Origin of the sequence: Neoroseomonas oryzicola (assembly GCF_012163135.1) — a bacterium.
Classification (GTDB): Bacteria; Pseudomonadota; Alphaproteobacteria; order Acetobacterales; family Acetobacteraceae; genus Neoroseomonas; species Neoroseomonas oryzicola.
This window is the reverse complement of the sequence record NZ_JAAVUP010000009.1, coordinates 47,590-59,372: the sequence shown is the minus strand read 5'-3', so window position 1 is coordinate 59,372 and position 11,783 is coordinate 47,590. Positions and strand designations below refer to the sequence as shown.

The window sequence follows — 11,783 nt, the reverse complement described above, 5'->3', positions numbered from 1 at the left end:
TTGCTCCTCAGGCGCGCCGCGCCGACCAGGCGCCATAGAGCTTCGGCCCGACCAGCGCCACCACGGCAAGGCCCAGGATGATCGCGCTGCCCGGCCGCGTGACGAACACCGTCCAGTCGCCCTGGCTGATCGTCAGGGCCTGGCGCAGCGCCTGCTCGGCCATCGGGCCCAGGATCATGCCGATCACCACGGGTGCCACCGGGAAGTCGAAGCGGCGCATGAACATCGCCACCACGCCGAGCGTGTAGAGGATCACCAGGTCGATGACGCTGTTCGAGATGCCGTAGGTCCCGATCGTCGCGAAAACCAGGATGCCGGCATAGAGTTGCGGCACCGGGATCTTCAGGATCCGCACCCACAGCCCTACCAGCGGCAGGTTCAGCACCACCAGCATCACGTTCGCGATGAACAGGGACGCGATCAGCGTCCAGACCAGTTCCGCCTGCTGCGTGAACAGCAGCGGCCCGGGATTGATGCCGTAGGACTGGAAGGCCGACAGCATGATCGCCGCCGTCGCGCTGGTCGGGATGCCCAGCGTGAGCATCGGCACCAGGATGCCTGCGGCCGCGGCGTTGTTGGCGGCCTCCGGCCCGGCCACGCCCTCGATGGCGCCGGTCGTGCCGAACTCAGGGGCGTATTTCGGGTCCACCAGCTTCCGCTCGGCGTAATAGGACAGCATCGTCGGCATCTCGGTGCCGCCCGCCGGCAGCACGCCGAAGGGAAAGCCGAGCCCCGCCCCGCGCATCCAGGGCCAGAAGGACCGCTTCAGGTCCTCCTTCGACAGCATCAGCCGCCCAACTTCGAGGACCTCCTGCTTCCCGGCATGATGGTGCCAGGCCATGTAGAGCGCCTCGCCCACCGCAAACAGCGCGACCGCCACCAGCACAACGTTCACGCCGTCGAGCAATTCCGGCACGCCGAAGGTCAGCCGCGGCTGGCCGGTCTGCAGGTCGATCCCGACCAGCCCCAGCAGCAGCCCGAAGAACAGCGAGGTCAGGCCGCGCAGCGCGGAGGAGCCCAGCACCGCCGACACGGTGACGAAGCACAGCACCATCAGCGTGAAGTATTCCGCCGGCCCGAGGACCAGCGCCCATTCCACGATCACCGGCCCGAGGAAGGCGATGCCCAGCGTGCCCACCGTGCCGGCGACGAAGGACCCGATCGCGGATGTCGCCAGCGCCGGTCCCGCACGCCCGTTCCGGGCCATCTTGGCCCCCTCCAGCGCGGTGATGATCGACCCGCTCTCGCCCGGCGTGTTCAGCAGGATCGAGGTGGTCGATCCGCCATACATCGCCCCGTAGAAGACGCCGCAGAACAGGATGAAGGCTCCGGTCGCGTTCACGCTGAAGGTGATCGGCAGCAGCAGCGCGATGGTCAGCGCCGGACCGATGCCGGGCAGCACGCCGACGGCCGTCCCCAGGAAACACCCGAGCAACGCCCAGGCGAGGTTCACCAGGGAGAAGGCATTGCCGAAGCCGAGGGCCAGGCCCGAGAGCGAATCCATGCAGTCGACCTTCGCAAAGGACGAAGAAGATGCGGGGGAGGATGAACCTCCCCCGCACCCCCTCCCTTTTCTGTCAGGGCGGATCGCCTCCGGCGACCCGCATCAGGCAATGCAACGTCACAGCACGGCCTCGCCCCGCAGGACCGGGACGCTGCTGCCGCCGACCCAGGCGCGGATCCCCTCGGGGCGACGGCGCGCGCGGGCGAGCATCACGCTCGGGCGTCCCATCTCGACGCCCTGCACCATCCGCCAGGCGCCTTCATCGGCGCCGTCGAGATGCAGCAGGAAGCCCGCCAGCGGCGTCGCGGCACTGCCCGTCGCCGCATCCTCCCAGGTGCCGACCAGCGGAGAGAACATGCGCGTCCGCACCTCCGCTCCATCGCGGCAGTAGATGTAAAGCGAGAGGAAACCGCGCGTTGCCTCGGGATGCTCGGCGACGGCGCGGCGGAACGCGCCAAGGTCCGGCGAGGCGGCGGCGAGCCCCTCACGCGTCACCTCCGTCAGCAGGCGCTGGTTGCCGCCATCCGCGGCGAGCGTCGGCTGGTGGCGCGCGGTCACGATCGCCGCCTCCGGAATGCCGGCGCAGGCCGCGGCGAGCGCCACCGGCAGCGTCGCCCCGATCGCGAGCGGCTGGGGGGCCGCGACCTCCGCCCCCGTCACCCGGCCGGCCGCATCCCGCACCAGCGTCACCTCGACGAGGCCGGCGGGTTCCTCGAAGCGGTAGCTGCGCGGGCTCTCCTCGTCCTCGCGGCCGAGGACATAGGCGGTGCCGACATTGGGATGCCCGGCGAAGCCCATCTCCCGCACCCGGTTGAAGATGCGCACCCGCGCCGAGTTCTGTGGGTTCTCGGGCGGCAGGACGAAGGTCGTCTCGCTGAGGTTGAACTCGGCTGCGAGCGCCTGCATCTCGGCATCCGTCAGCCCGCGCGCATCGGGGAAGACGGCCAGTTGGTTCCCGCCGAAGCGCGTCTCGGTGAAGACGTCGACGGTGACGAAGCGGAACGCCCTCACGGCACCTCCTGCCCCAGCAGGCGCAGGATCGCGCCTTCCAGCAGCCCGGCGCCGATGTTCACGCCCAGCGCCTCGACGAACAGGAAGAAGGCGGCGAGCGAGACGGCGAGCGCGATCGCCGCGTCGCGCAGGATCGACGCGCTGCCGAAGGCCCGCGCCGTGCAGACGAACTGGATCGCGGCCGCGATCGAGAAGCCCAGCGGCTCGATCAGCACCAGGTTCAGCACCATCCCGCCGCCCAGCCAGGCGAGGGCGACCAGGTTCGGCGGCCCGGCCTCGGCGACCTCGGGCAGGTCGGCGCTCCAGCCGCCGCGCAGCGCCGCTGCGGTCAGCATCAGCCCGAGCACCACCAGCGCCGCGGCGATCACCGCGGGCACCAGCTTCGGCCCGACCACCGCATAGACCGGCGTGACCGGGATGACCCAGGTCAGCCAGGCCGCGAGCACGCCGAGCACGACGACACCGAGGCCGACCGCGAGGTCGGGAACCGCTCCGGGCTTCATGCCGCCCATCCTCCGTTCAGGCGAGGCCGAGGTCCTTCAGCACGCCCTCGGTGTCCGCGCGGTCGCGGGTGAGGAATTCCTCGAAGGGCGCGCCGGTCAGGAAGGCGTCGTCCCAGCCGCGGTCCTCGAGGATGCGGCGCCAGCCCTCGCTGGCATGGATGGCGGTCATCAGGTCGACCAGCGCCTGGCGCTGGGTCGGGTTGATGCCGGGCGCGCCGAACACGCCGCGCCAGTTGGTCGCGACGACGTCGATGCCGCTGTCCTTCAGGGTCGGCACCGCCGGGTCGATGCGGCGCTCGCCGGTCGTCGCCAGCGCGCGCACGCGCCCCGCCTTGATCTGCTCGGAGAATTCCGACCAGCCGGAGATGCCCGCGGTGACCTGCCCGCCGAGGATCGCGGCCTGGGCCGGACCGCCGCCGGGGAAGGCGACGAAGGACGCCTCGCGCGGCTGGCGGCCGAGCTTCTGCAGCATCAGCCCGAGGATGATGTGGTCGGTGCCGCCCGCGCTGCCGCCGGCGACCGAGACGCCCCGGGGGTTCGCCTTCAGCGCATCGGCGAACTGGCCGATGTTCTGGATCGGGCTGTTGGCCGGCACGATGATGACGCCGGCCTCGTCCGTCATGCGCGCGACCGGCACGGTGTTCTGCAGGGACACCGGCGTCTTGTTCGTCAGCGTCGCGCCGACCATCACCGAGCCCGAGACCATCAGCGCATCCGCCCGCCCGCGCCGCTGCGCCAAGAACCGCGGCAGGCCGACCGTGCCGCCGGCGCCGCCAACATTCTCGAACTGGAAGGAGCCGACCAGGCCGGCCTGGCGCGCCGCCTGTTCGATGGCGCGGCCGAGCCCGTCCCACCCGCCGCCCGGATTGGCCGGGACGAACATGTAGATGCTGGCGAAGCGCTGCTGCGCCTGCGCGAGGCCAGGGGCGAGGCCAAGCCCGGCCGTGGCGGCGAGAAGTGTGCGGCGATTGATCATGGCGTGGTCCGGACCGTTTCCCTGAGCGGTAAAGTCTGCGTCAGTGCGCCATCCGCCGTGAAGGGGCAATCGCGCGAGATGACCGGTTGCGCCGGCACCGTGGCGCAGGAAGTATGGCGGCAGGCGCATCGGGGGAAGGACGCGGCATGGATGAGAATGACGGCGCGCCGCGCCTGAAGCGCCGCATGCTGGTGCTGAAGCTTGCCTCGGTGGGCGCTGCGGCGCCGGCGCTGGCGGGGTGCGTCGTCGCGCCCCAGCCGGTCTACGCGCCGCGCGGCACCGGCATCACGGACGCCGATCCGGCCGATGGACCCGGCATGGGCCGCGGCGGATACCGCGGTCCCGCGCGCACCGGCTACACCGACGCCGACCCCGGCGACGGGCCCGGCCAGGGCCGCGGCGGATATCGCGGCCCCGCGCGCACCGGCTACACCGATGCCGATCCCGGCGACGGGCCCGGCCAGGGCCGCGGCGGCTACCGCGGGCCCGCCCGCACCGGCTACACCGACGCCGATCCCGGCGACGGGCCCGGCCAGGGTCGTGGCGGATACAGGGGCCCCGCCCGCACCGGCTACACCGACGCCGATCCCGGCGACGGGCCCGGCCAGGGCCGCGGCAGTTCCCGCCGCCAGGTCTCGGACAGCGACCCGCGCGATGCGCCGGGGCGCGGCCGCGGCTGGTAGTGACCCGGCGCACGCGGCCTGCGTGGCGCAACCTTGCCGTAGGGGCGCTCTCCGCAGGATGATGCGCCTGGGGGAAGGAGAGCGACGCGATGACCGAACGTGACGACACCAAGGGTGCGCCCGGCGCGCCGCAGGCGGACGGCCCCGCACCGTCGCGGAGCCTCGGCCGGCGCCTCCTCGTCCTGGCGGTCGCGGGGGGCGCGACCGCGACGGCCACGCGCGCCGCCGAGGCGCTCGAGCCGACGCCCGTCCAGTACCGCACCGGCATCACCGATTCCGACCCGGGCGACGGGCCGGGCTATGGCCGCGGCGGCTATCGCGGCGCGCCGCGCACCGGCCTCACCGACAACGATCCGGGCGATGGCGCCGGCCAGGGCCGCGGCGGCTATCGCGGCGCACCGCGCACCGGCATCACGGACAACGATCCCGGCGACGGCGCTGGCCAGGGCCGCGGCTATCGCGCCGCGCCGCAGGGCCGCGCCTATACCGGCATCAACGACGGCGACCCGCGCGATCCCTCGGGCTACGGCACGGGCTGGCGCCAGCGTGGCACCGGCATCACCGATGCCGACCCCAGCGACGGGCCGGGCCGCGGCCGCGGCGGCGGATACCGCCCGCGCAACGTGACCGACAACGACCCGGGCGATGCGCCCGGCCGCGGCCGCGGCTGGCGCTGAGCGCGCATGACCCATGCCCGCGGATGACGAGGCCCGCCGCAGCCGGCTGACGCGCCGGCTGGTGGTGGTCGGCGCCTCCGCGGGCCTGGTTCCCGCCGCCGCAGCGGCGCAGGGCCGCACCGGGACCTCCGACAGCGATCCGCGCGATCCGGCCGGCTACGGGCGGCCGCATACCGGCATGTCGGACAGCGACCCGCGCGATGCCGCCGGGCGCGGCCGGCCCCGCACCGGTATGTCCGACAGCGATCCGCGCGACGCGGCAGGCCGGGGCCGGCCGCAGACCGGGTATTCGGACAGCGACCCGCGCGACGCCGCCGGGCGCGGCCGGCCCCGCACCGGCTATTCCGACAGCGACCCCAACGATGCCGCCGGCCGAGGCCGCCCGCGCACCGGCTTTTCAGACAGCGACCCGCGCGATGCCGCCGGGCGCGGCAGAGGATCACGATGGTAGCGACACTCGCCGAGGAGGCCTGGGCACTCGCCTTCGGCACCATGCCGCTCGAGGACGGGCTGGCGCTGCGCGAAGGCACCGCCTGGCGTCTGATGCCGGGCAACGATCCGGATCGCTTCACGGGGCTGCTGTCGATCGGCGACCTCGACGCCTTCCTGCGCACCGATGCGGCGCGCACCCCGCGCGTGTCGATGGCCGACGGCGCCCGCAAGGGCAGCGCCGCCGTGCCGGTCGAGGAGTACATCGAGGAGGGCGGCGACCGCGTCGACCTGCCGCGCCTGATGGCCCGGCACGACGAGGGCGCCAGTCTCGTCGTCTCCCAGTTCCACGAGATCCATCCGCCGCTCGCCCGCTTCTGCCGCGGGCTGGAAAAGGCCTTCCTGCACGGCGTGCAGGCGAACATCTACCTCACGCCCCCCGGCGCGCAGGGATTCCGCGTGCATTTCGACACGCATGACGTGCTGGTGCTGCAGGTCTCCGGCCGCAAGGCCTGGCGGGTGTGGGACGCGATCCCCTACGCCGCGCCGACGCGCCACACGCCCTGGCGCAACAACGCCACGCCCGAGGGCGAGCCGCATGAGCTGGTGATGGCGCCGGGTGATGCGCTCTACCTGCCGCGCGGGGTGATGCACGAGGCGATGGTCCAGGCCGGCGCCGAGCCATCCCTGCACATCACCATCGGCCTGCTCGAACCGGGCCTGGGCGAGGTGCTGCGCGCGCTGCTCGGCGAGCTCGAGGCGGAGGAACCCGCGTTGCGCGCGGCGATCCCGACCTGGCGCCTGGCCGAGCCCGAAGGCGTGGCGCTGCTGCGCGGCCGCCTCGCCGCCGCGCTCGAGGCGCTGGACCGCCCCGATGTCGCGGACCGCATGGCGGTGAACGCGCTCGACCGCGTGCTGCGCGACCGGATGTCCCTGCCCGGCCGCGCGCTCCATACGCCGCCACCAGGCCCCGACGACCGGCTGCGCCTGTCCGAGACCATGCACCACGCCATCGTCCCGCTGCCCGAGGGCGGCGCCGCGCTGCGCTGGTATGGCGGCGTCGAGACGCTCTCGGCCGCGGAGCTAGACTGGCTCCAGGCGCTCGAGGATGGCGCGACGCCGGCCGCGCTTGGCGAAGGCGCGCTGGATTTCTGCCGCAGGCTCGCGCGGCACGGCCTGCTCGAACGCGCCTGACGGGCGCCTTCGCGCGCCGCGCCATCCCGCCTATCCTCCGGTGCAACGACCGGAGGAAGCCCCATGACCGACGACCCGCGCTGGCAGCCGAGCCTGCGCTACCCCGACCCGTCCATCGTCGCGCTCGACCCGTCCTTCAAGCGCTACCAGCTGCCGCTGTCCGCGGTGGAGCGCCTGTATCACGGCACGCGCTGGGGCGAGGGACCGGTCTGGCTCGGCGATGCGCGCTGCCTGCTGTGGTCGGACATCCCGAACAACCGCGTGCTGAAGTGGGAGGAGGAGACGGGCGCCGTCTCCGCCTGGCGCAAGCCGTCGAACAACGCGAACGGCCACACCCGCGACCGGCAGGGCCGCATCATCGCCTGCGAGCATGGCGGGCGGCGCGTGGTGCGCTTCGAGCATGACGGGGCCATCACCGTCATCGCCAGCCACTTCCAGGGCAAGCGGCTGAACAGCCCCAACGACGTGGTGGTGAAGTCGGACGGGTCGATCTGGTTCACCGATCCGCCCTTCGGCATCCTCGGCTTCTACGAGGGCGAGAAGCACGCGCCCGAACTGCCGCACACCAATGTCTACCGGGTGGACGGCGTGACGGGGGAGATCACCCTCGTCGCCGACGACATCAACCACCCGAACGGCCTCGCCTTCAGTCCGGACGAGCGCATCCTCTACATCGTCGAGAGCCGGTCGGAGCCGCGCAACATCCTCGCCTACGACGTGGATGGGGCGACCATCCGCAACCGCCGCACCTTCATCGCCTGCCAGCCGGGCGAGACGCCGGACGGCTTCCGCGTGGACGTCGACGGCAACCTGTGGTGCGGCTGGGGCATGTCGCCGGCCTTCGACGGCATCCGCGTGTTCAACAGCGCCGGCGCGCCGATCGGGCATATCCACCTGCCGGAGCGCTGCGCGAACGTCGCCTTCGGCGGGCGGCACCGGAACCGGCTGTTCATGGCCGCCGCGCAGTCGCTCTACGCGCTGTACGTGAACACCCAGGGGGTGGCGGGGGGCTGAGCCCCACAACCATCGCGATTTCGTGAGAATTTCGGACCGCGCGGCGACGGCCGCGGCGTAGGGTCTTGCGTGCGGGGCGATCGGCGCCGCGCGGGCGAGGATCCTCATGCAGCGGCCGAGGGTGCGGATTCCAGAAGCGGCGCGGCCAGCGGAGATGCATGACCGCGTGGCCCTGCTGCTGGTCCTCGCCGTGGATGCCTCGGCCTCGATCAGCGCCGAGGAAGCACGGATGCAGCAGCGCGGCTACCAGCGCGCGCTGCCCCATCCGCGGGTGCTGGATGCGATCGCTTCCGGCCCGCTCGGCGCCATTGCCATCGCCACCGTCGCCTGGGCCGGCCTCGGCTTCCAGAAGCTGGTGCTGCCCTGGACCCGGATCGCGGGCCGTCGCGACGCCGAGGCCTGGGGCGACGCGCTGGCGACCGCCTGGCTGCCCGTGCCGGACGAAGCCGCGTCCGAGGCCTTCCCGAACGGGTCGCTCACCTGCATCTCCCGCGGCATAGACTTCTCGCGCCGCCTCTTCGCACAGGCGGCCTGGGATGCGCCGCGGCGGGTGATCGACGTGTCCGGCGACGGCCCCAACAACGAAGGCCCGCCGGTGGAGGAGGCGCGCGATCGCGCCATCGCCGCCGGCATCACCATCAACGGCCTGGCGGTCGAGGGCGATCCGGAAGTCGAGCGGATCCTCGGCCCCGGCGCGCGCCTCGCGGACTACTACCGCGATGCGGTGATCGGCGGGCCCGGCGCCTTCGTCGAGGTCGCCGAGAGCATCCGCGACTTCGGCCACGCCATCCGGCGCAAGCTGATCCTCGAGATCGCCGCCGGACCGGATGCCGGCGGCGCGGCCTGAGTCAGGTCCGGGGCAGCTTGTCCGCCGGCACCTTCACCGTCATCGACAGCAGCCGGAAGGACAGGCTCTTGCCGTGGCCGTCGAGGTTCAGCGATCCGTTCACCCCGCCTTCCAGCGCATCATCGATGATGAAGTTGAAGGCGTGGATCAGCGGCAGGTCGTAGCGCGTGCAGCGCGTGGCGCCCCGATGCGCGAACAGCGCGAGGACTCGCGCCTCCGTCACCTGCTCGGCCAGCGCGGGCCAGAGTTCGGGGTCGTAGGGCATCAGCGAGAGATTGGCGCGGTTGCCCTTGTCCCCCGCGCGGGAATGCGCGACCGCATGCAGCGGCACTTCGATCAGTTCCACAGCCTTGCCTCCCGCACCGTCACTTCCGTCGGCACCATCTCGCGCGGCACGAGGAAGGATCGCGTCAGGATGCGCGGCGTGACGCGCCAGCGCGCGCCGGAAGTGCCGGCGGTGCCGCAGCAGAGCATGGCGAGCGCCTCGCGCGAGGCCTGGTCGGCGTCGTCCCGCGTCGCGGATTCGACGGCGAGGCGGATGCGGATCTCGGGCGGCTCCGGCCCGTCATAGGATCGCCAGAGCGCGCCGGCGTCGGAGTCGTGCACCGCTGAAATCCCGATCAGGTCGGCGCGCGCGCGGCGTCCCAGGCCGCGCTGCTTCACGCGCTGCAGCAGCACGTCGGCGGTGGCGCGCGCCCGGGCCAGGGCGTTGGGGCCGGCGACGGAGACCTCGCCCTCGCCGAGCCACGAGCCCTCGTAGCAGGCGGTGACCTTCAGCCGTTCCGGCCGCGCATGGCCCTTCACGCCGCGCAGCGCGACGCGGTCCCTGCCCTGCTGTTCGAGCGTCACGCCGGTGATGTCCATGACCACGTCCGGCGTCAGGTAGGCCGCCGGGTCGTGCAATTCATACAGCAGCTGTTCCTTGACGCTGCGCAGGTCCACCAGGCCGCCAGTGTCCTCGGGCTTGGTGACCACGAGCGATCCGTCGCGGCCGATCTCGGCATAGGGGAAGCCGATATTCGCGGGGTCGGGAATGTCCTTGAAGCCGGGATCCCAGAAGACGCCGCCGGTCACCTGCGACCCGCATTCCAGAAGGTGCCCGCAGGCCGCGCCGAGCGCGAGCGCCTGCCAGTCATCCTCCGCCCAGCCGAAATGATGCATCAGCGGCGCGATGGCGAGCGAGGGATCGGAGGTGCGTCCCGCCACCACAACCTGCGCGCCGCGCGCGAGCGCCCCGGCGAGCGGCGCGGCGCCGATATAGGCGTTGGCCGAGACTAGCGTCCAGGCGGACATGTCGAGCCCGGCATCAGCCTCGTGCACCGCGAGCGTCGACAGGTCGACGGTGCCGGACACGTCGTCGCCCGTGACGACGCCGATGCGCAACTCCGGAATGCCGAGGCGCCGTGCCAGCCGCGCGACGCAGCGCGCCGCGGCCATCGGGTTCGCCGCGCCGAAATTCCCCAGGATCGGAATGCCCGCGCGCGCGCAATCGGCCAGGATCGGTTCGAGCAGGCGTTCGAGCATCGGCTCATAGCCCGCATCGGGATCGCGGCGCTTCTCGATCTGCGCGAGCGCGATGGTGCGCTCGGCCAGGCATTCGAAGAACATCGCCGCCGGCAGGCCGCGCTGCACCAGCGCGCGCACCACCGGGATCGGCGCATCGACGCGATCGCCGGAAAAACCGGCGCCATTGCCGACGAGAAAAAGGTCACTCATGCGCAGCATTCCTTCAGCGCCGCCGCGAGCAGCGGCAGGTCCGCATCGTCGAGCGCGGTCGGGTTCACCGCCAGCACGCCGCGGCGGATGCGGGAGGCATCGAGATGCACCGCCGGATCGCGCGCGCGCAGCGCGGCGTCCGCGCGTTCCGCCGCCGCGCGGTCGGGAAAGCGCAGCTCGAGCAGCGGCAGGCCGGGCTTGGCGCCGTCCGGCACCAGCACCGCGCCCGGCACGGCATCGCGCAGCGGAACCAGGCAATTCGTCCAGCGCGCGGTGCGCTGCGCCGGATCCTCCGCCACGAAGCGGCGCAGCGCGACGATCAGGCCGACGATCTCCTCCTTCCCCGCCTTGCCGGATCGCCCGATGCCGTGATGCGGCAGGAATCGCATCTGGTTCAGCGGCGCGAATTCCGCGGGTGCGACGAACTGCGCCTCCGGCAGGTCGAGGTCGAGCATCTGCGCCAATGCGCTGCTGACGAGGTCCCGCCGCCCCGCGAGGATGCCCGAGGCCTGCGGCCCGCCGATCGCCTTGCCGCCGGAAAAGCAGACCAGGTCCGCGCCCTCGGCGATGAAGCGGCGGAGGTTCGACGCCGGCGGCAATTGCGCCGCGGCGTCCACCAGCACCGGCACGCCGCGGGCACGGGCGACGCGCACGATGTCGGGCAGCGGCGGCTCGGCGGCGTCGCCCGCCAGGTAGTAGATGCCCGCGGTGCGATCGGTGATGGCGTCGGCGACTTCGCCGGCGCTCGCATCCCGCACGCCGGGGCCGGAATAGCGATCGGGGATGCCGACCTCGACGATGCGGCCGCCGGCGGCGCGCAGCGCGCGGTCATACATGTTGCGCTGGCTGCGGATGACGATGAACTCGTCCGGCATCCCGGCCGTGTCCGGCAGGCGGTTCATCGCGCCGGGATCGAGCCGCGCCATGCACGCCGCGGCGCCGAGCAGCAGGGCGGCGGCCGCGCCCGACGTCACGATGCCGGCCTCCGCACCCGTCGCCTCGGCGATGGCGCGCGACGCCGCGGCCTGGAGGTGATGCATCTCGACGCAGGCGCGCGAGGCCTCGGCCATCGCGGCCATCACCTCCGGCGCCATGAGGCCGCCCGAGAGGCGCGTATTGGTGCCGTAGCCGTTGATGATCCGCCGCACGCCGAGCGCGGCGTAGATGCCACCCGTCATGCCGGCGTGGCCCGCGGCACCGTCACCCTGTTTCCACCCATGCCCATCGTC

The 11,783-nt window shown here is 72.7% G+C and carries 13 protein-coding genes; 6 read left to right on the top strand and 7 right to left on the bottom strand.

Translation table 11 applies throughout. The annotated features are described in order from the left end of the window. Positions 1 to 7: 7 nt before the first annotated feature. The 4 genes from GWK15_RS20465 to GWK15_RS20450 all read right to left on the bottom strand — a co-directional run bounded on the left by GWK15_RS20465 (position 8) and on the right by GWK15_RS20450 (position 3,994). Positions 8 to 1,504, bottom strand: coding sequence for a tripartite tricarboxylate transporter permease (locus GWK15_RS20465; RefSeq protein ID WP_168043243.1), 1,497 nt, complete (start codon positions 1,502 to 1,504; stop codon positions 8 to 10). Between the two features lie 117 nt (positions 1,505 to 1,621). After that, positions 1,622 to 2,515, bottom strand: a complete 894-nt coding sequence (locus tag GWK15_RS20460) for a PhzF family phenazine biosynthesis isomerase (RefSeq protein ID WP_168043242.1) — start codon at positions 2,513 to 2,515, stop codon at positions 1,622 to 1,624. Further along, on the bottom strand, positions 2,512 to 3,018 hold the full coding sequence (locus GWK15_RS20455) for a tripartite tricarboxylate transporter TctB family protein (protein WP_168043241.1): 507 nt from the start codon (positions 3,016 to 3,018) through the stop codon (positions 2,512 to 2,514). The genes GWK15_RS20460 and GWK15_RS20455 overlap by 4 nt, the downstream gene beginning before the upstream one ends. Before the next feature lie 16 nt (positions 3,019 to 3,034). Next, the gene (locus tag GWK15_RS20450; RefSeq protein WP_168043240.1) at positions 3,035 to 3,994 is read right to left on the bottom strand and encodes a Bug family tripartite tricarboxylate transporter substrate binding protein; all 960 of its coding nucleotides are present in this window, start codon (positions 3,992 to 3,994) and stop codon (positions 3,035 to 3,037) included. A 146-nt stretch (positions 3,995 to 4,140) separates the two neighbouring features. On the opposite strand from GWK15_RS20450, the gene GWK15_RS20445 reads away from it, so the two are divergent. The 6 genes from GWK15_RS20445 (at position 4,141) to GWK15_RS20420 (ending at position 8,838) form a co-directional block, all read left to right on the top strand. Continuing rightward, the gene (locus GWK15_RS20445) at positions 4,141 to 4,677 is read left to right on the top strand and encodes a hypothetical protein (protein ID WP_168043239.1); all 537 of its coding nucleotides are present in this window, start codon (positions 4,141 to 4,143) and stop codon (positions 4,675 to 4,677) included. 89 nt (positions 4,678 to 4,766) lie between these two features. After that, entirely contained in the window at positions 4,767 to 5,354 is a 588-nt protein-coding gene (locus GWK15_RS20440) for a hypothetical protein (RefSeq protein ID WP_209442321.1), read from the top strand. 13 nt (positions 5,355 to 5,367) lie between these two features. Continuing rightward, positions 5,368 to 5,805, top strand: coding sequence for a hypothetical protein (locus GWK15_RS20435; protein WP_168043238.1), 438 nt, complete (start codon positions 5,368 to 5,370; stop codon positions 5,803 to 5,805). Next, complete coding sequence (locus GWK15_RS20430; RefSeq protein WP_168043237.1) at positions 5,799 to 6,977, top strand: cupin domain-containing protein; 1,179 nt, start codon at positions 5,799 to 5,801, stop codon at positions 6,975 to 6,977. Before GWK15_RS20435 ends, GWK15_RS20430 begins: the two co-directional genes overlap by 7 nt. 63 nt (positions 6,978 to 7,040) lie before the next feature. Beyond that, positions 7,041 to 7,991, top strand: a complete 951-nt coding sequence (locus GWK15_RS20425; RefSeq protein WP_168043236.1) for an SMP-30/gluconolactonase/LRE family protein — start codon at positions 7,041 to 7,043, stop codon at positions 7,989 to 7,991. Positions 7,992 to 8,145: 154 nt separating this feature from the next. Further along, the gene (locus tag GWK15_RS20420) at positions 8,146 to 8,838 is read left to right on the top strand and encodes a DUF1194 domain-containing protein (RefSeq protein ID WP_168043235.1); all 693 of its coding nucleotides are present in this window, start codon (positions 8,146 to 8,148) and stop codon (positions 8,836 to 8,838) included. A gap of 1 nt (position 8,839) precedes the next feature. On the opposite strand, the gene GWK15_RS20415 is transcribed toward GWK15_RS20420, so the two are convergent. The 3 genes from GWK15_RS20415 to GWK15_RS20405 are packed head-to-tail and all read right to left on the bottom strand — an operon-like array spanning position 8,840 to position 11,732. Continuing rightward, positions 8,840 to 9,184, bottom strand: coding sequence for an AtuA-related protein (locus GWK15_RS20415; protein WP_168043234.1), 345 nt, complete (start codon positions 9,182 to 9,184; stop codon positions 8,840 to 8,842). Next, positions 9,175 to 10,554: an acyclic terpene utilization AtuA family protein gene (locus GWK15_RS20410; protein ID WP_168043233.1), complete on the bottom strand. Its 1,380-nt coding sequence runs from the start codon at positions 10,552 to 10,554 to the stop codon at positions 9,175 to 9,177. Before GWK15_RS20410 ends, GWK15_RS20415 begins: the two co-directional genes overlap by 10 nt. Next, positions 10,551 to 11,732 (bottom strand): hypothetical protein, encoded by a 1,182-nt coding sequence (locus GWK15_RS20405; RefSeq protein ID WP_168043232.1) that lies wholly within the window; start codon positions 11,730 to 11,732, stop codon positions 10,551 to 10,553. Before GWK15_RS20405 ends, GWK15_RS20410 begins: the two co-directional genes overlap by 4 nt. Between the last annotated feature and the right edge of the window lie 51 nt (positions 11,733 to 11,783).

What these genes read in the sequence shown, in the direction of transcription:
- GWK15_RS20455 (WP_168043241.1), bottom strand. Translation starts at nt 3,018, where the DNA reads ATGAAGCCCGGAGCGGTTCCCGACCTCGCGGTCGGCCTCGGTGTCGTC.
- GWK15_RS20445 (WP_168043239.1), top strand. Translation starts at nt 4,141, where the DNA reads ATGGATGAGAATGACGGCGCGCCGCGCCTGAAGCGCCGCATGCTGGTG.
- GWK15_RS20430 (WP_168043237.1), top strand. Translation starts at nt 5,799, where the DNA reads ATGGTAGCGACACTCGCCGAGGAGGCCTGGGCACTCGCCTTCGGCACC.
- GWK15_RS20450 (WP_168043240.1), bottom strand. Translation starts at nt 3,994, where the DNA reads ATGATCAATCGCCGCACACTTCTCGCCGCCACGGCCGGGCTTGGCCTC.
- GWK15_RS20435 (WP_168043238.1), top strand. Translation starts at nt 5,368, where the DNA reads ATGCCCGCGGATGACGAGGCCCGCCGCAGCCGGCTGACGCGCCGGCTG.
- GWK15_RS20465 (WP_168043243.1), bottom strand. Translation starts at nt 1,504, where the DNA reads ATGGATTCGCTCTCGGGCCTGGCCCTCGGCTTCGGCAATGCCTTCTCC.
- GWK15_RS20420 (WP_168043235.1), top strand. Translation starts at nt 8,146, where the DNA reads ATGCATGACCGCGTGGCCCTGCTGCTGGTCCTCGCCGTGGATGCCTCG.
- GWK15_RS20440 (WP_209442321.1), top strand. Translation starts at nt 4,767, where the DNA reads ATGACCGAACGTGACGACACCAAGGGTGCGCCCGGCGCGCCGCAGGCG.
- GWK15_RS20410 (WP_168043233.1), bottom strand. Translation starts at nt 10,554, where the DNA reads ATGAGTGACCTTTTTCTCGTCGGCAATGGCGCCGGTTTTTCCGGCGAT.
- GWK15_RS20425 (WP_168043236.1), top strand. Translation starts at nt 7,041, where the DNA reads ATGACCGACGACCCGCGCTGGCAGCCGAGCCTGCGCTACCCCGACCCG.
- GWK15_RS20405 (WP_168043232.1), bottom strand. Translation starts at nt 11,732, where the DNA reads ATGACGGGTGGCATCTACGCCGCGCTCGGCGTGCGGCGGATCATCAAC.